Annotated in this window: 22 protein-coding genes, 1 tRNA gene, 2 rRNA genes, 1 pseudogene and 1 riboswitch (1 of these 27 only partly in view); of the genes and pseudogenes, 25 read left to right on the top strand and 1 reads right to left on the bottom strand. The window is 55.7% G+C overall.

Going from position 1 to position 21,440, the window contains the following annotated elements; genetic code table 11:
• From TPH_RS09075 to TPH_RS08960, 24 genes and pseudogenes are all read left to right on the top strand, one after another.
• Positions 1-927: ribosomal RNA gene (locus TPH_RS09075) — 23S ribosomal RNA — on the top strand; it begins 2,191 nt to the left of the window's first position.
• A gap of 82 nt (positions 928-1,009) precedes the next feature.
• Positions 1,010-1,181, top strand: a 5S ribosomal RNA gene (gene rrf / locus TPH_RS09070).
• Positions 1,182-1,393: 212 nt separating this feature from the next.
• Positions 1,394-3,352: an amylo-alpha-1,6-glucosidase gene (locus tag TPH_RS09065; RefSeq protein ID WP_015050899.1), complete on the top strand. Its 1,959-nt coding sequence runs from the start codon at positions 1,394-1,396 to the stop codon at positions 3,350-3,352.
• A gap of 171 nt (positions 3,353-3,523) precedes the next feature.
• Positions 3,524-4,087, top strand: coding sequence for a cysteine hydrolase family protein (locus TPH_RS09060; protein ID WP_015050898.1), 564 nt, complete (start codon positions 3,524-3,526; stop codon positions 4,085-4,087).
• The gene (locus TPH_RS09055; RefSeq protein ID WP_015050897.1) at positions 4,068-4,490 is read left to right on the top strand and encodes a DUF3842 family protein; all 423 of its coding nucleotides are present in this window, start codon (positions 4,068-4,070) and stop codon (positions 4,488-4,490) included. Before TPH_RS09060 ends, TPH_RS09055 begins: the two co-directional genes overlap by 20 nt.
• Positions 4,483-4,677 carry a CooT family nickel-binding protein gene (locus tag TPH_RS09050; protein WP_015050896.1) on the top strand — a complete coding sequence of 65 codons (195 nt, stop codon included), beginning with the start codon at positions 4,483-4,485 and terminating at the stop codon, positions 4,675-4,677. The genes TPH_RS09055 and TPH_RS09050 overlap by 8 nt, the downstream gene beginning before the upstream one ends.
• Positions 4,678-4,778: 101 nt before the next feature.
• The gene (locus TPH_RS09045; RefSeq protein WP_015050895.1) at positions 4,779-4,976 is read left to right on the top strand and encodes a Sec-independent protein translocase subunit TatA/TatB; all 198 of its coding nucleotides are present in this window, start codon (positions 4,779-4,781) and stop codon (positions 4,974-4,976) included.
• A 60-nt stretch (positions 4,977-5,036) separates the two neighbouring features.
• Positions 5,037-5,150, top strand: a riboswitch (SAM riboswitch).
• Positions 5,151-5,243: 93 nt separating this feature from the next.
• Positions 5,244-6,449 carry a homocysteine biosynthesis protein gene (locus tag TPH_RS09035; protein ID WP_015050893.1) on the top strand — a complete coding sequence of 402 codons (1,206 nt, stop codon included), beginning with the start codon at positions 5,244-5,246 and terminating at the stop codon, positions 6,447-6,449.
• 11 nt (positions 6,450-6,460) lie between these two features.
• Complete coding sequence (locus tag TPH_RS09030) at positions 6,461-6,868, top strand: NIL domain-containing protein (protein WP_015050892.1); 408 nt, start codon at positions 6,461-6,463, stop codon at positions 6,866-6,868.
• Between the two features lie 57 nt (positions 6,869-6,925).
• Positions 6,926-7,666: a UPF0280 family protein gene (locus tag TPH_RS09025; protein ID WP_015050891.1), complete on the top strand. Its 741-nt coding sequence runs from the start codon at positions 6,926-6,928 to the stop codon at positions 7,664-7,666.
• A 407-nt stretch (positions 7,667-8,073) separates the two neighbouring features.
• Entirely contained in the window at positions 8,074-8,820 is a 747-nt protein-coding gene (gene nadE, locus TPH_RS09020; RefSeq protein WP_201764438.1) for an NAD(+) synthase, read from the top strand.
• Positions 8,821-8,837: 17 nt separating this feature from the next.
• Positions 8,838-9,602: a YebC/PmpR family DNA-binding transcriptional regulator gene (locus TPH_RS09015; protein WP_015050889.1), complete on the top strand. Its 765-nt coding sequence runs from the start codon at positions 8,838-8,840 to the stop codon at positions 9,600-9,602.
• Positions 9,603-9,683: 81 nt separating this feature from the next.
• Positions 9,684-10,208, top strand: a complete 525-nt coding sequence (locus TPH_RS09010; protein ID WP_015050888.1) for a hypothetical protein — start codon at positions 9,684-9,686, stop codon at positions 10,206-10,208.
• Positions 10,209-10,423: 215 nt separating this feature from the next.
• The gene (locus TPH_RS09005) at positions 10,424-11,623 is read left to right on the top strand and encodes a CapA family protein (protein ID WP_015050887.1); all 1,200 of its coding nucleotides are present in this window, start codon (positions 10,424-10,426) and stop codon (positions 11,621-11,623) included.
• Positions 11,601-14,240, top strand: coding sequence for a DNA polymerase I (gene polA / locus TPH_RS09000; protein WP_236608776.1), 2,640 nt, complete (start codon positions 11,601-11,603; stop codon positions 14,238-14,240). The genes TPH_RS09005 and polA overlap by 23 nt, the downstream gene beginning before the upstream one ends.
• Positions 14,233-15,057, top strand: a complete 825-nt coding sequence (mutM, locus tag TPH_RS08995; protein ID WP_015050885.1) for a DNA-formamidopyrimidine glycosylase — start codon at positions 14,233-14,235, stop codon at positions 15,055-15,057. Before polA ends, mutM begins: the two co-directional genes overlap by 8 nt.
• A gap of 77 nt (positions 15,058-15,134) precedes the next feature.
• Positions 15,135-15,779, top strand: a complete 645-nt coding sequence (gene ytaF, locus TPH_RS08990) for a sporulation membrane protein YtaF (protein WP_015050884.1) — start codon at positions 15,135-15,137, stop codon at positions 15,777-15,779.
• A 5-nt stretch (positions 15,780-15,784) separates the two neighbouring features.
• Complete coding sequence (coaE, locus tag TPH_RS08985) at positions 15,785-16,414, top strand: dephospho-CoA kinase (RefSeq protein WP_015050883.1); 630 nt, start codon at positions 15,785-15,787, stop codon at positions 16,412-16,414.
• A 23-nt stretch (positions 16,415-16,437) separates the two neighbouring features.
• Entirely contained in the window at positions 16,438-17,004 is a 567-nt protein-coding gene (locus TPH_RS08980) for a lytic transglycosylase domain-containing protein (RefSeq protein WP_015050882.1), read from the top strand.
• A gap of 45 nt (positions 17,005-17,049) precedes the next feature.
• Positions 17,050-18,108 carry a nicotinate phosphoribosyltransferase gene (locus TPH_RS08975; RefSeq protein WP_428837355.1) on the top strand — a complete coding sequence of 353 codons (1,059 nt, stop codon included), beginning with the start codon at positions 17,050-17,052 and terminating at the stop codon, positions 18,106-18,108.
• 67 nt (positions 18,109-18,175) lie between these two features.
• Entirely contained in the window at positions 18,176-19,813 is a 1,638-nt protein-coding gene (locus tag TPH_RS08970; RefSeq protein WP_015050880.1) for an ABC transporter substrate-binding protein, read from the top strand.
• 145 nt (positions 19,814-19,958) lie between these two features.
• Positions 19,959-20,087 (top strand): annotated as a pseudogene (locus TPH_RS16540) (FmdB family zinc ribbon protein); the annotation flags it as partial.
• A gap of 25 nt (positions 20,088-20,112) precedes the next feature.
• Positions 20,113-20,244, top strand: coding sequence for a hypothetical protein (locus tag TPH_RS16205; RefSeq protein ID WP_269077465.1), 132 nt, complete (start codon positions 20,113-20,115; stop codon positions 20,242-20,244).
• A gap of 32 nt (positions 20,245-20,276) precedes the next feature.
• Positions 20,277-20,359: transfer RNA gene (locus TPH_RS08960), tRNA-Leu, on the top strand.
• 101 nt (positions 20,360-20,460) lie between these two features.
• On the opposite strand, the gene TPH_RS08955 is transcribed toward TPH_RS08960, so the two are convergent.
• On the bottom strand, positions 20,461-20,841 hold the full coding sequence (locus TPH_RS08955) for a putative zinc-binding protein (RefSeq protein WP_015050878.1): 381 nt from the start codon (positions 20,839-20,841) through the stop codon (positions 20,461-20,463).
• Positions 20,842-21,202: 361 nt separating this feature from the next.
• Here TPH_RS08955 and TPH_RS08950 point away from each other — a divergent pair, with 361 nt between their 5' ends.
• Complete coding sequence (locus TPH_RS08950) at positions 21,203-21,403, top strand: hypothetical protein (RefSeq protein WP_015050877.1); 201 nt, start codon at positions 21,203-21,205, stop codon at positions 21,401-21,403.
• Positions 21,404-21,440 lie beyond the last annotated feature (37 nt).

The following is a 21,440-nucleotide window of genomic DNA, read 5'->3' as shown; positions in this document are numbered from 1 at the left end:
GGCATTTCCTGTACAGGATAGGTGGGAGGCGGGGAACCCGGGCCGCCAGGTTTGGGGGAGCCGGCGTTGGGATACCACCCTGGGAGTGCTGGAATTCTAACCTTGCCCCGTGAGCCGGGGTAGGGACAGTGTCAGGTGGGCAGTTTGACTGGGGCGGTCGCCTCCCAAAGGGTAACGGAGGCGTCCAAAGGTTCCCTCGGCGTGGTTGGAAATCACGCATAGAGAGTGCAAAGGCAGAAGGGAGCTTGACTGTGAGAGGGACACCTCGAGCAGGTGCGAAAGCAGGGCTTAGTGATCCGGCGGTACTGAGTGGAAAGGCCGTCGCTCAACGGATAAAAGCTACCCCGGGGATAACAGGCTTATCTCCCCCAAGAGTCCACATCGACGGGGAGGTTTGGCACCTCGATGTCGGCTCATCGCATCCTGGGGCGGAAGTACGTCCCAAGGGTTGGGCTGTTCGCCCATTAAAGCGGTACGTGAGCTGGGTTCAGAACGTCGTGAGACAGTTCGGTCCCTATCCGTCGCAGGCGCAGGAAACTTGAGGGGAGCTGTCCCTAGTACGAGAGGACCGGGATGGACAGACCGCTGGTGTACCAGCTGTTCCGCCAGGGGCACCGCTGGGTAGCCAAGTCTGGAACGGATAAGCGCTGAAAGCATCTAAGTGCGAAGCCGACCCCGAGATAAGGTTTCCCACCCGGCGCTCAACTTAACCGATCGAAGAGTGAGAAAGAGGCGGCAGACTAAGGAGCAGGAGTGAAGAAAAGGACGGGACAGCGGAAGGGACAGACATCATCCTCCATCTCACCTGGTCGGTGAAGCTGAGTGTCGGGGTAAGGCCTCTGGGAGATGACCAGGTAGATAGGCCGGGAGTGTAAGAGGGGTAACCCTTTAAGCTGACCGGTACTAATAGGCCGAGGGCTTGCAAAAGGGCGCCGCCAGCCGCCTCTGCCTGGTAAAAGGCTTTTGAAAGGCGAGGGAAGTATTTCGAGAAAGCGGTTGCAAGGAGAATCCTGGTGGCAATAGCGGAGGGGAAACACCCGTATGTTTCCGTAAGCCACACCCCTTTGAACCAATTTGGGTCGGAGGGGCTGTGTTTACGGAAACCCATTCCGAACACGGCAGTTAAGCCCTCCAGCGCCGATGGTACTGGGTTTTCCCGGGAGAGTAGGTCGCTGCCAGGAAGTTATTTTGAGGGAGCACCATAATGGTGCTCCCTCTTCGCGTCTGACGGCATTACTGCTGATAGGTTGAAAGAAACCTTCTTGTAAGCCGCCCCACTATTATCACCTCAGGGGCCGGAACGGTCAGAGGTAACGGTGGATGGGAGGGCTGCCGCTCCTGGGGGGCATAATGAGTGGTAAAGGATTAAACCGTCGGACCAGGAGTGATGGTTGTGGATTTGATCTTTGGGAGAAGCGAATTAAACCCGGATCAGGGCGCTTCCAAGGAGTGGCTGCTCACCAACGGCATGGGGGGATTTGCCTCTTCGACCATAATCGGCTTGAACAGACGGCGCTACCATGGCCTGCTCATCGCTGCCCTAAATCCCCCGGTAGACCGCCGTCTGCTTGTGGCGAAGCTGGATGAGGATTTTTACGTCAACGGGGAACGGTTCGTGTTGGGTACAAATCAGGTGAGGGACGGCTACGCCCAGCAGGGTTATCGCTACCTGCTGCGGTTCCGGCGTTACCCGTTTCCGGAGTATATCTATCTGATTAAGGATGTTTTTTTAATCAAGACAATTTTCATGCTCTACGGGGAAAACACCACCGTTGTGCATTATCGGATTATCAATGAATACGGACGGGACCTGAAAATCTTTATTTTCCCTCTGGTCAACTGCCGCGACTACCACGGAACCACTTATGAGAACAGCTTGCCCTTTCAACAGAATCAACTCGACGACCGTCAGGTTCGGGTCGACTCCTTTCCCGGCGCACCGCCCATCTATCTCTGCAGCGACCGGGCCGAATTTTATGTGGAACCTTCCTGGTATAGGGGGATGTATTATTCCATAGAGGATATTCGCGGGCTGCCTGCTTATGAAGATCACTTCATCCCGGGTTACTTCCGGCTGGATGTGCAGGACTCGGGAGAGTTTACCGTAGTTCTTTCGACAAAAGCGGTTCCCGAGATCGACTATCAGGGATGGAGGGACCGCCAGCAGAGGAGGCAGGAAGAGCTGCTGCGCCTGGCGGGTTACCGGGATTTTTTTGCCAGGACGCTCTGCCTGGCTGCGGATGATTTTATCGTCTGGAGAAAGTCGACGGGGAAGAAAACGGTAATCGCCGGTTACCCCTGGTTCAGCGATTGGGGCAGGGATGCCATGATCGCCCTTCCCGGCCTCGCCCTGTGCACAAAGCGTTTTCGGGATGCCAGGGAAATACTGGCTACCTTTGCGGCCTACGTTAAAGACGGCCTGCTGCCCAACATGTTTCCGGATGCCGGTGAAGAGCCCATTTACAATACGGTGGATGCCTCTTTGTGGTATTTCTATGCGGTGCAGAAGTATCTGGCGTACACAGGTGATTATCGATTTGTGAGGGAAGAGCTCTTTCCCGTCCTCAGGTCCGTTATCGACAACTACCGCCGGGGCACCCGGTTTCAGATCGGAATGGATAGGGATGGGCTGGTCGCGGGAGGATCCCCCGGGATTCAGCTCACCTGGATGGACGCCAGGGTTGGTGACTGGGTGGTGACTCCCCGCCACGGGAAGCCGGTTGAGGTGAATGCCCTCTGGTATAACGCTTTGATGTTCATGTCGGAACTGTCTAAGCTTTGGGGCTTGCAGGATGAATACGGCAGCCTGGCGGCGCAGGTGCGCCGCAGCTTTCTTGCCGCCTTCTGGAATGAGGAGAAGCAGTGCCTCTACGACGTTGCAGGTGATGAGCCAGATCCCAGCGTCCGGCCGAACCAGATCATCGCCGTAAGCCTGCCCTATGCCGTTTTGCCTAAGGAAAAGGCCAAGGCTGTCGTGAGGAGAGTCTTTGAGGAGCTTTACGTCGGAACGGGACTGCGCAGCCTGTCTCCGGGGGAACCGGGTTTTCAGGGGCGTTACCAGGGCGACCAGTATTCCCGGGATGCCGCCTATCACCAGGGGACTGCCTGGAGCTGGCTGCTCGGGCACTTCATCACGGCGTACCGGAAGGCTTTTGATTATTCACAGGAGAGCCTCGTCGTTGCCCGGCTGCTGCTGGCACCTCTAAAGGATCACCTGTGCGAACAGGGGCTGGGAACGATATCGGAAATTTTTGATGCATCCTATCCTTTCACGCCGAGGGGATGCTTTGCCCAGGCCTGGGGGGTGGCGGAGGCCCTCAGATGCTTTGTGGAGGATCTGAAGGGAGAATAGATCCAAACCTTTCCGAGCAGGATTTCTCCCTCCGGCGTAAAAATATTCTTTTGAGAGGGTTCTTCGGTACATGCTCTTTTTTTCGGGATATCTTGTAGCGACAGCAGCCGTGCGGTGTGTTACAATATACTGGACCGGGCAACCGATAACCTGGTAAGGGGAGGGATCTAGGTGGGGGGGAAAGCCCTGATCGTCGTCGATATGTTGAACGACTTCGTTGTGGAGGGAGGAGCCCTGTACGTCGGGGAAGCCGGGCGGCGGGTTATTCCGGTGATTGCCAGGGCGCTGGAGAAGGCGCGGTCCCATAAGATTCCCGTAATCTACATCTGCGACCGTCACCTGCCGGGTGACAGGGAGTTCGAGATGTTTCCAACCCACTGTGTGGCGGGCACTTGGGGTGGAGAAGTTTGCGCGGAGCTTGCGCCCCGGGAAGGTGATGTGATCATACCAAAGCGGCGCTATAGCGGTTTTTACGGTACCGACCTGGATCTCGCTCTGCGGGAACTGGGGGCAGAGGATTTGGTTCTTGTGGGTGTCTGTACCAACATCTGCGTTTTGTACACAGCAGCCGATGCCCGCATGCGCAATTACAAGGTATCCGTCCTCAAGGACGGTGTCGCCTCTTTTGACGAAAAGGCACACGAATTTGCCCTTCGGGAGATGGAGAAGACGCTGGGAGTACAGCTGTTGCTTGTGGACGAGTGGGAGGCGGGCAATGCGGATAGCTGTTGTTGACGGCCAAGGGGGTGGCATTGGTAAGCATATCACCGAAAGAATACGCAGGGAACTCGGCACCGGGGTGGAGATTATCGCTCTCGGCACGAACAGCGTGGCCACCTCACTGATGCTCAAAGCAGGAGCCAATGAAGGGGCGACCGGGGAAAACGCTATCATCCGGACCGCAAATGATGTCGATGTAATCGTTGGCCCACTTTCAATACTGGTGGCAAACTCCATGTTGGGTGAGGTGACTCCAGAGATGGTCAAGGCGATAGGCAGCAGTAAGGCGGTGAAGTTCTTGCTCCCTATTGGCAGAAACAGGGTGGAGATTGTCGGGGTGCAGAAGGAACCCCTGCCCCACCTGATCGAGAAGTTGGTGAAGCACCTTAAAGAATGGGAGGGTGATCGCAATGTGTGAGGCCAATGCTTATCTGTGGAAAGACGGTGAAGAAAAAATGATCTTTGAAAACGTTGATCGGGTTCAGCCCCACGAGGGCGGGCTACTGCTGGAGGATATATTCGGCCGCCGCCTGTTCCTGGATGCGCGTATTAAAGAACTGGCTTTGGTCGACCACAAAATCATATTAGAAGAAATTGAAAAGTAATAAGGCGCAGGATTTCACCTTTGTTTGGAGAATATCATCAAGAATGAACATTTACGAAATACGGAAGATAACGGGGGAATAATTTAAGGAGGCGAAAAACAGTGTTTGGATTGCTCCCCAGTATCGGCCCCTGGGAATTGGCGGCTATTCTGGCAGTGGTTCTGATCATTTTCGGCCCGGGAAAACTGCCGGAAGTGGGGAAATCTCTTGGCAAAACCATCAGGGAGTTTCGCAAGGCATCCAACGAGACCGGCGAGAAGGTCGAAGAGGCTACTGCCAAGGAACCGGCCGAAAAATAGTTTGACAGCAGGCTTATTATATGTTACTCTAAGCCATATAATTTCATAATGAATCTGGTACTCTTATCAAGAGTGGTGGAGGGACGGGCCCAATGAAACCCGGCAACCGGCCCTGGATTGGCGACGGGGCGCTGGTGCTAATTCCTGCAGAATGTATATTCTGGGAGATAAGAGGCGTATCGGCTGCTAAGGCAAAAGGACCTCCTTCTCTCAGGGAGGTCTTTTTTTGGTTTTTTACCAGGAATAACAGGGGAGGTGCTCTGGAGGTTGGCTGTTGAGAAGACTTATGCAGAGATCAATGAGAAAATCAAAAAAGGGAAAGCTGTGATCGTTACGGCGGAGGAGATCATCGATCTAGTCAGGGAAAAAGGGGTAGAGAAGGCGGCGCGGGAAGTAGATGTGGTCACCACAGGAACGTTCGGCACCATGTGTTCCAGCGGAGCCTTCTTGAACTTTGGCCATTCCCAGCCGCGCATCAAAATGAACAAGGTCTATCTGAACGGCGTCCCCGCTTATGCCGGGCTTGCGGCGGTGGATGCTTATATCGGGGCGACGGCATTGCCGGACAGCGACCCTGAAAACCGCGTTTATCCTGGGCGTTTTCTTTACGGCGGAGGCCATGTGATTGAGGATCTCGTAGCCGGGAAAGAGGTGAAGCTGGAAGCGTTCGGTTACGGTACCGACTGTTACCCCCGCCGGCATATCGAGACCAGGATTACGCTGGAAAGCATTAATGAGGCCTTTCTCTTTAACCCTCGCAACGCCTATCAAAATTACGCTGTTGCGGTGAATCTCTCTGACCGCACCCTTTATACTTACATGGGGGTGCTGAAGCCGAGGCTGGGTAATGCCAGCTACTCAACATCCGGGCAGTTGAGCCCTCTATTGAACGATCCCTTTTATAAGACCATCGGTGTGGGGACGCGGATCTTTCTGGGGGGTGGAATTGGCTATGTGGCCTGGCACGGTACGCAGCACAATCCCTGCACCACCAGAGGTGAGAACGGTGTGCCCCTCGAAGGGGCGGGAACCCTGGCTGTAATAGGGGATCTCAAACAGATGAGTCCGGCGTGGCTGCGAGGTGTCAGCTACACCGGCTATGGTGCCAGCCTGGCGGTGGGGATAGGCATTCCCATTCCCATTCTCAACGAAGAGATCCTGCGCTACACGGCGGTTTCCGACGCCGAGATTTTGGCGCCTGTTATAGATTACAGCTCCGCCTATCCGGAGCGCGACCCGGAGGTGCTCTGCAGGGTGAGCTATGCAGAGCTCCGGTCGGGGAGGATCGTGGTGCGGGGGAAAGAGGTACCCACGACACCCCTCTCCAGCTACGCCAAAGCGCGGGAGATCGCTCTCATCCTCAAGGAGTGGATCGAAAAGGGGCGGTTTTTGCTGGCAGAGCCCGTGCAGCCGCTCCCTTCGGCGGAAGCGGGTATCATTTTAAAGGGTCTGGAAGAAAAAAACAACAGATAGGGGGAGTTCCGTTGATTGCCAACAAAATCGTCTTGCGCTTTTCCTCTTCTCTGGTGGAGCAGGCGATTATCTATCATCTGGTTAAGGACTTCGATTTGGTCATCAACATTTTGAAAGCGGATATTAACCCGCATAAAGAGGGTTATGTCGTCCTGGAGTTAAGCGGAGATTCGGAGAATTACAACCGGGGGCTGGAATACCTGAAGAATGTTGGTGTGGTCGTAGAGCCCTTAAGTGGGACGATCGTCTGGAATTCGGAACGCTGCCTGCAGTGCGGGGCTTGTACAACCTTCTGCCCGGCGGGGGCGCTCTATATGACGGAACCCGATCGAAAGGTGCACTTCGACGGCTCTAAGTGTATCGTCTGTGAAAGCTGCCTCCTGGTTTGCATGGCCCGGGCTGTGGAAGTGCGGTTTTAGGCCGGTGCGGGCAGGAGTGGGCGCCGGCGAAATTCAGTTTAAGGAGCGGCGGTAGTCGTGGAATACGCGGAGAGGACCTACAGGGAGCGTGTTCGGGGAAAGGGAATGGTTTCCTTTCCTCTTTGTGTGAAAGAGTCGGATCTTCTGATCAGCGTCGACCGGGGGAGCTTCCGGCCGGAGCTGAAAGAGATTGCCTGGGAACTGCTCTCCCGCTGCAGGGAGAGTCTGGAGCGGTACGTTCGGCGCGATCCGGAGTTCCGGTGGACGCTGGCTCCCCGTCCGATCCTGCCCGGGGCGCCGCGAGTAGCCAGGTTGATGGCTGCTGCCGCCCGGCGCTCCGGCGTGGGGCCGATGGCTGCCGTTGCCGGAGCGGTTGCCGAGGTAGTGGGCCGGGGGCTCGCCCGTTATGCCCGGGAAGTCATCGTGGAAAACGGAGGGGATATTTACCTGAAGACCCTGCAGCCCAGAGTAGTGGGCATTTATGCGGGAAAATCACCCCTTTCCGAAAAGGTGGGTGTGCGCCTCGGCCCGTGTTCTCAAGGGTGGGGGATCTGCACCTCATCGGCAACGGTGGGGCATTCCTTGAGCTTCGGAAGTACTGACGCCTCCGTAGTCCTCGGCACGAACGCCGCCCTCGCCGATGCCGCTGCCTCGACCTTGGGAAACCTGGTCCACCGAGAGGAGGATATCTCGCCCGCCCTGGAAAAGGTACTAGAGATCAAGGGCGTCCGGGGGGCGGTGGTGATCCTGGGGGATAAACTGGGCGCAATAGGAGCCGTGGAGCTGGTTCCCATGTGAGCGGGCGGGTAGCTGGAGCATTCCTGGTGGAAAGTCTAGTGCCATTTTTACTCAACACAACAGGAAGCCTGCTGCCGGGGTTCTTCTTATCTTTGTCCTTGCTCCCAGATCTTTCGGTTGAACTCACCATAAGAATTTTATCAGCCGGCAGCAGTCCAAATCCCTGCCGCAGGGTCGACTATCTCGTCCGTGCTCCTCTTTGTCAAGGTAGATTAACAACACCTTAAGAACGCTGTGCCGGCAAGGATAAGCTCTTTTCGTTTTTCTGTTGGTACCGCCGGTGGCGGCGGCATGATGGTCTGTTCAATTAGCGATATTAAGGCTCTCGGACAAAATGAACGTGAAAAAACCGGCCTTAATTGCAGAAGCCCCCGCATTTTGCTAAAATTTCAAATGGGGTGTTCATTATGCCGGAAAAAATGCATCCGGTCGAGCTGGCGGAATCCCTGGTTGAATGGATCCGCCGCAGGGTTGTTGAGGCGGGAGCTGTTGGGGTTGTTTACGGTTTGAGCGGAGGCCTGGACTCCGCCGTGGTGGGAGCGCTCTGCCGAAGGGCCTTTCCCGCAACATCCCTGGCGCTGGTTATGCCGTGCCACAGCACGGAACTGGATCTACAGGATGCAAGGCTTATTGCTGACGCACTAGGTTTGCGCATGAAGGTCATCGTCCTCGATCAGGTCTTCGAGAGGCTGCTGGGACTGCTGGAACCGGTCGCCGCAGAATGCTCTGAAGAGAGGGCGCTGCTGGCGCGGGCCAACATCAAGCCCCGCCTGCGGATGATCGTTCTTTATTATTACGCCAGCATTTATAATTATCTCGTCGTCGGGAGCAGCAACAAGAGCGAGCTCGCCGTGGGTTATTTTACCAAATACGGTGACGGGGGGAGCGATCTGCTTCCCCTCGGTAATCTCGCCAAGTGCCAGGTGAGGGAACTGGCCGCTTACCTCAATGTGCCGGAGCGAATCCTCGCCAAGCCGCCCAGCGCCGGGCTCTGGGAGAATCAAACGGATGAAGAGGAAATGGGCTTCTCCTATGAAGTGCTCGACAGTTACGTCTTAGGAGGAGAGGTGCCGCCGCTGCTTAAAGAAAAAATTGAAGGGATGAAAAGGCGCAGTGAGCATAAGAGGCGGATGCCGCCGATTCCTGACTTTTAGTTTCAGGAGGTGGGAGTATGTCTGGACACTCCAAATGGGCCAATATCAAGCACCGCAAGGCAAAGGTTGATGCCCAGCGCGGCCGGATTTTCACCAAGCTGGGGAAGGAGATCATGGCGACGGCGCGTCGGGGCGGAGGTGATCCTGAGGCCAATCCAGCGCTGAAAGCGGCCATTGCCAGGGCGCGGGAGGCGAATATGCCTCTCGAGAACATCAACCGCCTTATCGCCCGGGCGACCGGAGAACTGGACGGCGTCAACTACGAAGAGGTGAATTACGAAGGGTATGCTGCGGGGGGAGTGGCCGTTCTGCTAAAAGCTCTGACGGATAACCGCAACCGCACCGCGCCCGAACTCCGTCACCTCTTCGCCCGGCACGGGGGCAGTCTCGGCGAGGCGGGTTGTGTGGCCTGGATGTTTGATCGGAAGGGTTTCCTGGCTATTCCCAAGGACGGTCTGAACCTCGACCCCGAAGAATTGATGCTCCTCTTAATAGAAGAGGGTGCCGAGGATGTGCGTGAGGAGAGCGATGTAATAGAGGTTGTCACTGACCCCGGCGATCTCGGAAGAATAAGGGAACTGCTTTCCGAAAAGAAGATCAGGTTTACCGGTGATGAGATCACCATGGTGCCCAACTCGACGGTTCCGGTTACCGACAGGAACACTGCGGAGAAGGTCTTAAATCTGCTGGATGCTCTTGAAGAGCATGATGATGTTCAGCGAGTCTACGCCAATTTTGACATCCCCGATGAAATCATGAACGAAATCGACCAGAGTGCTTAAAAAGAGCTCCTTCGGCAGCATAAAACCGGGAGTAATGGCAATATTTATAAGTGATAAATCTTTCCGGAGGTATGCTGCCAGATGTTCGGTAATTACAGGAGATTGTTGTTCTATGCCTTAGCCGCCGTTGCTCTTGCAGGCTTAATCTTCCTGCTGGGCGACCAGGTGCTGGCAAGACGCCCCTTTCCTTCCGGCACGCGGGTTATCGTGAAGACCGTATACGATCTGTGCGGACATGAGGTGGTTGACCGAGAGGGGACTCCGGCGGAACTGGGAGCGCCGACGCCCCGGGAGCTGCGTTACCTCTACCCCCGCCGTGAGGGCTGGCAGGTTGAGGTCAAGGACAGGGGTGTGACGGTCCTCAGGTCCCTGGAGGAGCTTTGTGAGAAGTGCTCCCGGCTGACCCATCTGGGGGAGAAGGGCGGGTTTGTGGCCGTCATCAGGGGGCCGGCCGGCGTTGATGGGGGGGTTATCCGGGTGACAAAGACCAGGGTGGATTCTCTGCCCTCCGAACTGCGCCGGAAAGCGAAGGATGGGATTCTTGACCTGCCCGATGAGGAGACCCTCTTGCAAATCCTGGACAGCCTGGAGGAAGAGTCCGGTTAGAATTGCACCTCCTGTTCTGGAGAGCCGGGGGAGAGCCGGCTCGGCCTTCGGCTGGGTACGGGAAAGCGGTAGGGTAACCGGTAGTATATTTGGCGGGTGTGTGAGAACACCCGTTTTTTGTTTTTTTCTTTTTCTCGATAAGGGATAAGCAAGCCCTGTTCTTGACCGCGAATCTGCTATAATGGAGATATAAAATTTGCAGGCAGGGGGTTGCCGTGGCCTACTATCGCCGTACCGAAAAGGCAAGGGAGAGGGGGAGGAAACTCCGCAGGGCTTTGTATCTGTTATTGTCGCTGCTTCTCATCGCTCTGGTGGCGGCTGCAGTTTTGGCAGGGAGGGACCGCACTGCAGATCCCGGGAAGGACAAAGAGCAAACGGAGGCATCTGCCGGCCCCCCTGCCGTTCAGGAATGGACGCTGGCCGCCAACGGAGACGTGATGTTGGGCCGGCGGGTTGCCGAAGCCATGGCCCAGGAGGGTGCCTTCTACCCCTTCAAAGAGGTGGCGCCCCTGCTTCGCAGCGCTGATATCACTTTCGGCAACCTGGAATCATCCCTTTCCGAACGGGGAACCCCTTTGCCCGGTAAAGGCATCTGGCTGCGCGGTACCCCTTACGGAGCAGAGGCGCTGCGGGAGGCCGGTTATGACGTCTTGAGCGTTGCCAATAACCACATTCTCGATTATGATGATCCCGCTTTCCTGGACACCCTGGACTATTTGCGTCAGCAGGGGATCGCACCTGTGGGTGGCGGGGCGAACCTAGAGGAGGCGGTCCGGCCGGTGATCCGGGAGATTAAGGGGCAAAGGGTCGCTTTTCTGGCCGCCACCGAAATGGCGGACATCTTTTGGAGCTGGGATTACCCCAGGACCTTCGAGGCAAAGCCGGATCGTCCTGGTGTTTTCAAGCTCGACGCCGACCGGCTGTCGGAAGCGGTTTCCTCACTCCGGGGAGAGGTCGATCTGATAGTGGTTTCTCTCCATTGGGGTACCGAGTATTCCGATTACGCAACTGAAAGCCAGCGAGAGACCGCCCACAGGCTGGTGGAGGCAGGAGCGAACTTGATTATCGGGCATCACCCTCACTGCCTGCAAGGGGTGGAGCTTTATCAGGGCTCTCTAATCGCCTACAGCCTGGGAAATTTCGTTTACGATAAGCAGCGGCTCTCCAAGTGCCAGGAGGGTTTGCTGCTGAAGGCATCTTTCCAGGGGCCGTTGTTGAAGAAAGTGCACATCTATCCCGTGGTTATTGAGAAGGAACAGCCGCGCCTTGCAGATGGGGAGGCGGCAAATGCGGTTTTGCGGAGAACGGCCGAACTGAGCCGGGAGCTGGGCACTTCGATGACCCTGGCAAACGGGGTGGGTGTTATTGAACTAGATAGAGGTGATGCCGGCAGTGGAGAAATTGGTGATTCTTGATGGAAACAGCCTGGTGCACCGCGCTTTCCACGCTCTTCCTCTTCTCACCACCAGCGGTGGGCAGTTTACCAACGCCGTCTACGGTTTTATCACCATGCTGCAGAAGATCGTCCGGCAGGAGAAGCCGGATTATCTGGCCGTTGCCTTTGACAGGAGCCGGATGACCTTCAGGCACCGGGACTTTGAGGACTACAAGGCCAACCGGAAGGCCACTCCTGACGAACTGCGCCCTCAATTCCCGCTCGTTAAAAGGGTTCTTCAGGCTCTGCGCATTCCCGTTCTGGAGCTGGACGGCTTCGAAGGGGATGACCTGATCAAGGCGGTGGTGGATGCCGCCGAAGAGCGGGGGTTCCGGGTCCTCATCGTCACCGGTGACCGCGATCTGCTCCAGCTTGTTTCCCCCCAAACCAGCGCTCTCATCACGCGCAAAGGAATTAGCGAACTGGAATGCTTTACTCCGGAAACCGTTAGGAAGAAGTACGGGATCGATCCCGCTCAGGTGCCGGACCTGAAAGGCCTCAAGGGTGACCAGAGCGACAACATCCCGGGCGTACCCGGGATCGGGGAGAAAACCGCAGTCAGGCTGCTCAACCAGTTCGGAAGTCTCGAGGGGTGCCTTGCCAACCTCGAGAAGATCCCCCCCAGGGTGGCCAATCTCCTGCGGCAGTACAGCGAACAGGCCGTCATCAGTAAGAAGCTGGCGACACTTTCGAAGGACGTTCCCATTAAGGTCGATTTCGGCGACCTCAAGGTGGAGGAGCCGGATTACGATGCCCTGATCGGCATCTATCAGGAACTGGAGTTCAAATCCCTTTTGAAGAGCCTCCGGGAAGAGATGCCTGAAGCGGCGGCCGAACCCGATGATGAGGACTGCCGGATCGTCTCTACGATGCCCGATCTCATTGCCCTCTTGGATGAGTTAAAAAAGGCCGGTGAGTTTGCCCTGTGCTTTGACAGGGGCTCTTCTTCTCCTCTTAAGGCTCCTCTAACCCGGCTCGGCCTGGCCTGGGGGGAAGAGAGCTGTGCCGTAGTGGAATTTCCCTCCGGGCGGGGGCAGCTGCGGGAGAAAATGCTGGCTGCCATCTCCGGCTTGCTGGCCGATCCGGAATGTGCCAAGCTGTGCCATGATGCCAAAGCGGAGATGATCATCTGCAGCCGCAACGGCCTGGAGCTTAAAGGTGTGAGCGGGGATACCATGCTTGCCGCCTACCTTTTGAACCCATCCCTTTCCAGCCCGGCGCTGGAGGAGATCGTTCTGAAATACCTGGGGCAGGTGGTTTCATTCGACAGGGAAGTTACGAGGGCTGCGCGTTGCGCCCGGGCGATCTGGAAAGTATGGCCGGTTCTGCGAACAAGCCTGGAGAGGGATGAGCTCTGGGAGCTCTTCTCCAGCTTGGAGCTGCCTCTGTCCGGGGTTCTCGCCCGGATGGAGCTGACCGGAGTCAGGCTTGACGTTGCTCAGCTGGAAGAGATGTCCCGCGAGTTCGGGAAGCATTTGGCAAACCTGGTCGGGGAGATCTACGCCCTGGCCGGGGAAGGTTTTAACATCAATTCACCAAAGCAGCTGGGGTACATCCTCTTTGAAAAGCTGAAACTTCCGGTGATCAAAAGGACGAAAACCGGCTACAGCACCGATGCCGAGGTCCTGGATAAGCTCGCCCCTTACCATGAGATTGCAGGAAAGCTGCTGGAATACAGGCAGTTTGCCAAACTCAAATCTACCTATGTCGACGGCTTGCAGGGGCTGGTTGACAGGGAGACGGGAAAGGTCCACACCACTTTCAACCAAACCATAACTGCCACGGGAAGGTTGAGCAGCACCGAACCCAATCTTCAAAATATCCCCATCAAAATGGGGCCAGGGAGGAAGATCAGGAGGGCCTTTGTTCCCTCTGAGCCGGGATGGCTGATCCTGGCTGCGGATTACTCTCAGATCGAGCTGCGCGTCCTCGCCCACATGTCCCGGGATGAGAGGCTGATTGCCGACTTCCTCAACGGGGAAGACATCCACACCAGAACTGCTGCCACCGTTTTCGGGGTAGCCCCGGAGGAGGTCACTCCCGACCTGAGGCGCAGGGCGAAGGGGATTAACTACGGGATCGTTTACGGCATCACCGAATATGGCCTGGCCCGGGACATCGGGGTGAGCAGGGAGGAGGCCGCCCTCTACATCGCCAATTACTTCCGGCAGTATCCCGGTGTGAAGCGGTTTATTGAGGAGACCATTGCTGCTGCCAGGGAACGGGGGTATGTCCAGACGCTCTTAAAGAGAAGGCGCTACCTCCCCGACCTTTTGAGCAGCAACCGCAATGTGCGTTCTTTTGGTGAGAGGACGGCTATCAACACGCCCATTCAGGGCAGTGCGGCGGATATCATCAAGTTGGCGATGCTGCGCGTCGACAGGGAGATGCGGGAGCGGGGGCTCAGGGCGCGCATGATTCTGCAGGTGCACGATGAACTGGTATTTGAACTGCCGAAAGAGGAACTGGGGGTACTGGTTCCCCTTGTCCGCAGCGGTATGGAGAAGATAATGGAGCTGGCCGTGCCTTTGCGGGTGGACATCGAAGTGGGACCTAACTGGTACGATCTCACCAAGGTGGATGAGGCCGATGCCTGAACTGCCGGAGGTAGAAACCATCGTCCGCTCCCTGGAGGGGAAGATCGTCAACCACCGGATCCGAAGGGTTGAGGTGCTTTCGGAAAAAGCCGTTAAAACGCCGGAAATCGGCCTCTTTGTCGCCCGGTTGGAAGGGCAGAGGATAACGGGTGTGGGCCGCAGAGGTAAACACCTGCTGATCAGGATCGGCTCCTCCTGGGTTTTGGTGATCCATCTGCGGATGACTGGAAGGCTGATTTATACAGAAGCGGATAGCCCCAGCGACCGGTACACCCACGTGATCTTTCAGCTGGATAACGGAGGGGAAATTCGCTTCCACGATGTCCGCAGGTTCGGAACCATTCACCTCCTGACCAATGAAGAGGCGGAGAGGTTTCCTTCCCTCTGTTCCCTCGGCCCCGATGCCCTGGACCCGGAACTGACCAGGGATGTCTTTAAGAGGAGGCTGAAGGGAAGAAGAGGTCAGATTAAAAATCTTCTCCTTGATCAATCATTTATATCGGGGATAGGGAATATCTATGCCAATGAGATCCTCTGGAAGGCGCGGGTCCACCCGGAGCGATCTGTGGATTCCTTAAGCTCCCGGGAGCAGGGGATGATTTACCGGGCGATGCGGGAGGTGCTGGGGCTGGCCGTTGCTCACCGAGGCACTACCCTGCGGGATTATGTTGACGGCGAAGGTGTCCCCGGCGAATTCCAGGGGCTCTTGGCAGTGCACGGGAGGGAGGGAGCTCCCTGCCCCTCCTGCAAGAAGCCGATTGTCAGGGCTAAAATAGGTGGGCGCAGCGCTTTCTTTTGTCCCTTCTGTCAGAAGTAGCTCTAAAGATAGGGGATGAAAAAAGGCACCACTCTTGCCCCTTTTTAATAAGTTGGATGATGGGGGGAGGGTGGTAAGTGGAGCTCGGAACTTTGCTCTTTTTTGCCGTTACCTTGAGCCTCGATGCCTTCAGCGCCGGATTTGCTTACGGGGTGCGACAGATCAAGATACCGGTGTTGTCGTGCATAGCCATGCTCGGCACCTCTGTGCTGATCGTGGGCATCTCCGTTCTATGCGGAAGTGCGGTAGCACATCTGCTGCCCGAGCCGCTTTGCGACAGGATTGCTGGATTGATCCTGTTGGTCATCGGCTTCTGGTGGTTTCTCCGCCTGCAAAAAAAGCGGGAGCCCCGGGAAGAAGGACACTGCAGAACGCTGGTAAGCTTCCGGCTGGCATCGCTGGCGGTCGTCATCCAGATCTTTGATGAACCGCTTCGTGCGGACATCGATGCCTCAGGTGAGATCAGCATCAGGGAATCGCTCTTCCTTTCCCTGGCCCTTTCCGTAGATGCCCTGGGGGCGGTCTTTGGAGCATCTCTGGCCGGCCTGGGGGGGATCTTGAGCGTTGTTCTCATTGGAATCTTCCAGCAGTGCTTTTTGATGTTAGGGGCTTTTTTCGGCCGTTCCCATACCCTTTCCTGGTTGCGGCTGCAGGGCCCCCTCGCTGCATGTATTCTTTTATGCACACTGGGTTTATACAAACTCATCTCAGGTGGGAGGTAAATAAGTTGGGGCGTGTTATCGGTTTGACCGGTGGCATTGCCAGCGGGAAAAGCCTAGTCAGTGCATATTTAAGGGAACTGGGGGCGCAAATTATAGATGCCGATGAAATCGCGCGCCGGGTGGTGCAACCCGGCGGGCCGGTTTTACGGGAAATCGTTGCCGAGTTCGGGGATGCTGTTTTAAACGCTGATGGGACGCTGAATCGCAAGGAACTTGGCCGGATCGTTTTTTCTGATCCGGCCAAGCTGGACAGGCTCAACAGGATTATCCACCCCCAGATCCTGGCGGAAATAAAGATGCTGCTGAACAAGCATAGGAAGTCCGGAAGCGAGAGGATAGCCGTTCTCGATGCGCCCCTTCTCTACGAAGTGGGAGGGGAGGGGTTGGTGGACGAGGTGTGGGTGGTTGACGTTGATTATCCGACTCAGCTCAAGCGGCTGATGAGGAGGGACAATCTTTCGGAAGAAGACGCCCGGCGCCGGATTGCCGCTCAGATCCCCCTGGAGGAGAAGGTCAGAAGGGCCGATAGGGTGATCGACAACAGGTCGACCCCCGAAGATACGAGACGTCAGGTCAGGCGGCTCTGGGAAGAACTCCACCGGAGGCACCGGGTGGAGAGCACTTCCGGTAAGTAATGATAACAGGATGAGGTATCTCAATGCTTTTGATAAACATCAGGCGCCTGCGCCTGTATTTGTTTATGCTGCTGCTGGTAGTGGCTGCCGTTTATCTCCTGCAGGCCAAGTGGTTCTGGCGGATCTTTTATCCGTGGCCTTATAAGCAGGAAATCGTTCGGGCTGCCGTCAATACCGGGATCGATCCCTGCCTCCTGGTAGCCGTGGTAAAGGTGGAGAGCGGCTTTAATCCGCGCGCCCGTTCCGATGCGGGAGCGCTCGGTTTGATGCAGTTGATGCCTGGTACCGCCGGTTGGGTGGCCAGACAGACGGGGTGGCAGGATTTTCACACAGAACTGCTCTACCAGCCGGAGATCAATCTGATGATCGGAAGCTGGTACTTAAAGCATCTGCTCCAGGACTTTGACGGTAATCTTATAGCGGGCCTGGCGGCCTACAACGCCGGGCGGGGCAATGTGGAGGCCTGGGTGCGGTCGGGTCTCTGGAAGGGCACAAAAGACGATCTGGACAAGATCCCTTTTCCGGAAACTAGGGCGTATGTCAGGGCGGTCTTGCAGAATTATGAGATTTACAGATATTTATACGATTGAAAGGACAGCGGGAAGCCGTTGGCGAAATTGAGTAATGATTCAAAATTGAAAGGGGTTAAAGGGATGAAGGATTCATTTATCGATTCCCTTGCCAGGGTTGCAGGGATCAGGATCGATCCGAAACGAAAGTTTTATTCGGCAACTCCCGAGGAAATTCTCTGCGGAGCAACGACGGATATTTACTTTGTCAGAACCCACGAAATCTTAAGTGAGTTGGGGCTGATCAACACCCCGGTGATGGCCGAGGTGTTCTGCCGCAGAGAAGGTGTTTTTGCGGGCATCAAAGAGGTAATGGATCTGCTTGAGGATAAGGACGTAGAGGTTTGGGCGCTTCCCGAGGGCAGCAGCATGCAGGGGAAAGAGGTTGTCCTGCGCCTCAAGGGCCCGTATGGGGAGTTCGGGATTTTTGAAACCCCGATCCTGGGCTTTTTGGCGAGCTCTTCGGGTTGGGCGACGGCGGCTCGCCTGGCGAAGGAGGCTGCAGGTGAGAAACCCGTGCTGTGTTTTGGAGCGCGCCATATTCACCCGGCGGTAGCCCCGGTAATGGAAAGGGCAGCTATCGTTGGAGGATGTGACGGAGCCAGCTGCATTTTGGCTGCCAAGCTGGCGGGTAGAGAGCCGCAGGGAACCATTCCCCACGCCATGATCCTGATCATCGGGGATACCGTAAAGGCTGCTCTGGCCTACCACAGGTTGATGCCGCCGGATGCGCCGCGAACTGTGCTCGTAGATACCTTTAAGGATGAAGCAGAGGAGGCCCTGAGGGTCGCCGAAGCTTTAGGCCTGGGCCTGACCGGCGTGCGCCTGGACACGCCCGGGGAGCGGGGAGGCGTCACTCCGGAACTGGTCAAGGAGGTGCGGGCGCGGCTGGATCAGAAAGGATATAATCATGTCCGCATTTTCGTATCCGGAGGCCTTACTCCTGAGCGGATCAGGGTTTTGAGCGAGGCCGGGGCGGATGCCTTTGGAGTTGGCAGCTACATCTCCGGTGCCGCACCCATCGATATGACCCTCGACCTTAAAGAGGTCAACGGAACGCCCTTGACCAAGCGAGGGAGGATTCCCGGGGAGACACCCAATGAGCGCCTCGTGAAAATGAAATAAAGCATAAGCGGACGGCCCCCTTCATAGATTGTACCAGGATGTGGTAAGAGGGAAGGGGGTTTAATGGATGCGCCGGTTCCATTTGAGCGGACGGGAAATTCCTATCTGGCTGCGATGTGGGGCATTGGCAGCGGCCGTTCTGTTGGTGGTGCTCCTGACCATCCGGGTTGTGGAGAGAGAGGCCGGGGTAAGTGTTCAGATTGCCAGATCCCCTGCCTTTCTTGATCCGGCCCGGATTTCTTCTTTTGAGGAGAAGCTGGTGTGTGGTGCCCTCTACGAGAGCCTTGTTGAATACGATCCGGTAAAAAACCGCTGTAAAGGGGTTCTTGCCGCAAGCTGGAAAGAGGATGCAGGAGGCACGATCTATACCTTTATCCTGCGGAAAGGGGTGCGCTTCCACAACGGAAAGCCGCTGACTGCAAGGGATGTCAAATACAGCTGGGAAAGGGTGATGAACCCGCGCCTGAGCAGCTACGGGTACCTGCTCCAAAATGTCGAAGGGGCGGATGAGGTTATCAGCGGTAAAAGACGCACTGCTGCCGGACTGGTGGTTGTTGACGACAGGACGGTGAGGGTCTTTTTAAAAGAGCCCGATCTGACCTTTCCCGCCGTTGTCAGCAGTCCGGTCCTGGCTGTTGTCAACCGGGAGCTTGCCGAGAAGTGGGGTGACAGATACGGGGAACAGGGAACCCCTGTCTCCGGAACAGGCCCCTTTTACCTCGCCAGGTGGAATGACGGAGAAATCCTTCTTTCCAAGAACAGGAGGCACAAAACGGCTGCGGCTTCCTTGAATTCTCTGGCCTTTGTCACCACAGGCAGCACCCAGGAGGCCAGGCGCTTTTTTGCATCGGGCAGGGTGGACATTCTGACCGGGGTGCCGTCCCGGTTTGCCGGGGAATTGGCAGGAGATAAGGCCGTTCTCGTCAAGAAACCCGTGCTCTCCTTTTATTTCCTGGGCTTTAACATGGGTCAGGAACCTTTTGGCAGGAAGGTTGACCTGCGCCGGGGGATCGATCGGGCCATTGATAAGGAAAGGCTGACTGCTCTCCTTTTGGGAGAGTCCGGCAGGCCTCTGGAGAGGCTGCTCCCTCCGGAGCTCGGCGGTGGTGAGAACTCACCGCGGAGGGAGGGCTCTGGTCGTCAGGAGGCCTTGCGTTTCCTGGCGGAGGCGGGCCATCCTTACGGTTTCAATCTCCCTCTCCTGTCCTTCGCCTTTAACGACACCCCGGGGCATGAACTGCTGGGGCGCTTGATTCAGGAAGAGCTGGACAAAGTAGGGGTTGAGGTCGACCTGAAAAAAAGGCCGTGGAAGGAGTATCTGAGGGAATTGCGGCAGGGGGAGCATTCCTTTTTCCGCCTCGGCTGGGAGGCTGATTACCCGGAAGCCGGGAACATCCTGGCGTGCAATTTTGCCGGCTGGGAGAGGAAGCGCAACAATTTAACAGAATACGGCAACGGGAGGTTTGACTCTCTGATCAAGGAGGCCCGGAAGGAGCGCCATCTCTCCCGCCGTCGGGAAATTTACCGGCAGGCGGAGGAGCTGATCCTGGCCGATCTCCCTGTGATTCCCCTTTTTCAGAAGGTGGCGGTCTTTGTAGTGCGCAAAGGTATTACCGGTTTTCAGGTGGACCCGCTGGGCAGGATAGATTTCGGAAGTCTCGGGCGGGCCGGTGAGCTGCAGCGCCGCTCTGCATCCACCCCGTGACCTGTACTATGGTTCTCCTGTCTGGCGGGTTGTCGAGGCCGCTACCGCGTTAGTCTTTCCCCCGGAGGGGTTACGTCCAACAATACAGCTTTACAAGGGTGTGCACAAGGTTTAAAATAAAGGGGACAAAGGGGGTGGCTTGACAGTGCCGACCTATGATTTTGAGTGCAAAAACTGCGGGCACCGGTTTTCGCTGTTTACTACGGTGTCCGGAAGATTGAGGGCCGTTTGCCCGACCTGCCAGAGCGGCAATCTCCAGCAGCTTTTTACCGGCATTTCTTTTGTGAAAGGGTCCGGCGGTGAAGGTGGCAGCCAGGCGGCTTCCGGAGGATGCTCCCGCGGCAGCTGCAGCGGATGTCCGGGGTGCTGATGGAGCCGGTTTTCCCGCTCTTCTATCGGGATGGGGAGTGCTTATTGACAAAACCGTCTAGTCGACCTTATAATAAGAGTGGATTTTAAAAATGCGGAAGTGGCGGAATTGGCAGACGCGCACGTTTGAGGGGCGTGTGGGCAACCGTGCGGGTTCAAGTCCCGCCTTCCGCACCAAAAGGCACAAAAAAGAGGCTGTAGGAAAAGACCTACGGCCTCTCTCTTTTGTCGAGACTTTTTAGAGCGCATTTGACAGCACGAGCGGAAAAATATTATTGTTAAAAGTATTTTTCCAGGATCTTTTTGACTGCTAAGAGAACTTTATCGAATTCTTCAGTCGTATAATCGAATTTATTTTCGCGTTCAATACCAATGCTGGTTACCAGGAAGTGTTCGTCAGGTTTAACTCCTGCGCTGTCGAGCACTTTTTTAGCGCACCCTTTAGAGCATCCCTCGATCAGCACCCATTTTGATGTATTGTTTTGAGCTTCAGATAGCTTTTGCCTGTCCTTCTCTGGGAATCTATCACCTGACAGCCTGATGAATTTGCAGTATCCTTGCTTTTCCAGAGTGCTTGCGGCGTTGTAGGCCAGCAGAGAAACGTTGGAGCCTCCTGGACAGGTAACGATAATCACATTGCTTTGGTTTTTTCCGGACATTTTATGACCTCCCTATTTTAGGACTGATAACACGAATAGTTGTCTTGAGATATCTTCGATGCAAGAATGATGGTTACCTGCCTAAGTGCAGTTAAAGCAGAAATGACTGGGATAACATGGATGATATCTTCGAAATATTTATTGTTTAATAAAAGAAAAAATGATAATATAAGAATATAATAATTTAAAAATTATTAAAAAATGTATGGCAGAAAGGAGTGCGGCAATGAAAGAGGTGGAGATCTTAGTGTTCGGCACTAATGCTGTAATTGAGGATTGCGGTTGAGGGTGTTCATCTGGGGACGCAGGCTGCGGACCGCCGAAGACGATAAAGAATGAAGCAGAAGAGCTGAAGGAATCTTTGATCAGGAATTTTGGCGAGGCAATAAAATTTCGTTATATAGATGTGAACAGCGATGAGATCAAAGAATACCCGGACGTTGCTAAAATCCTGCATAAGGTTCGCCTTCCGTTGACAGTGATCGACGGGAAACCAAGATTTCACGGCGGTTTTTCCTTCGGTATGATTGCCGGAGAGATCCAAAAAATACTTAAAGAATAGGAATTGAAGCAAATCCGGATAAGGTGGTTAAAACAGA

Source organism: Thermacetogenium phaeum DSM 12270, assembly GCF_000305935.1.
Classification (GTDB): domain Bacteria; phylum Bacillota; class DSM-12270; order Thermacetogeniales; family Thermacetogeniaceae; genus Thermacetogenium; species Thermacetogenium phaeum.
This window is presented reverse-complemented; position numbering and strand designations above follow the sequence as displayed.

Bases quoted from the DNA above. Each gene is read 5' to 3' on its own strand.
- TPH_RS08955 (WP_015050878.1), bottom strand. From the start codon at position 20,841: ATGTCCGGAAAAAACCAAAGCAATGTGATTATCGTTACCTGTCCAGGA.
- mutM (WP_015050885.1), top strand. From the start codon at position 14,233: ATGCCTGAACTGCCGGAGGTAGAAACCATCGTCCGCTCCCTGGAGGGG.
- TPH_RS08970 (WP_015050880.1), top strand. From the start codon at position 18,176: ATGCGCCGGTTCCATTTGAGCGGACGGGAAATTCCTATCTGGCTGCGA.
- nadE (WP_201764438.1), top strand. From the start codon at position 8,074: ATGCCGGAAAAAATGCATCCGGTCGAGCTGGCGGAATCCCTGGTTGAA.
- TPH_RS09055 (WP_015050897.1), top strand. From the start codon at position 4,068: ATGCGGATAGCTGTTGTTGACGGCCAAGGGGGTGGCATTGGTAAGCAT.
- TPH_RS09015 (WP_015050889.1), top strand. From the start codon at position 8,838: ATGTCTGGACACTCCAAATGGGCCAATATCAAGCACCGCAAGGCAAAG.
- TPH_RS09010 (WP_015050888.1), top strand. From the start codon at position 9,684: ATGTTCGGTAATTACAGGAGATTGTTGTTCTATGCCTTAGCCGCCGTT.
- TPH_RS08980 (WP_015050882.1), top strand. From the start codon at position 16,438: ATGCTTTTGATAAACATCAGGCGCCTGCGCCTGTATTTGTTTATGCTG.
- TPH_RS09050 (WP_015050896.1), top strand. From the start codon at position 4,483: ATGTGTGAGGCCAATGCTTATCTGTGGAAAGACGGTGAAGAAAAAATG.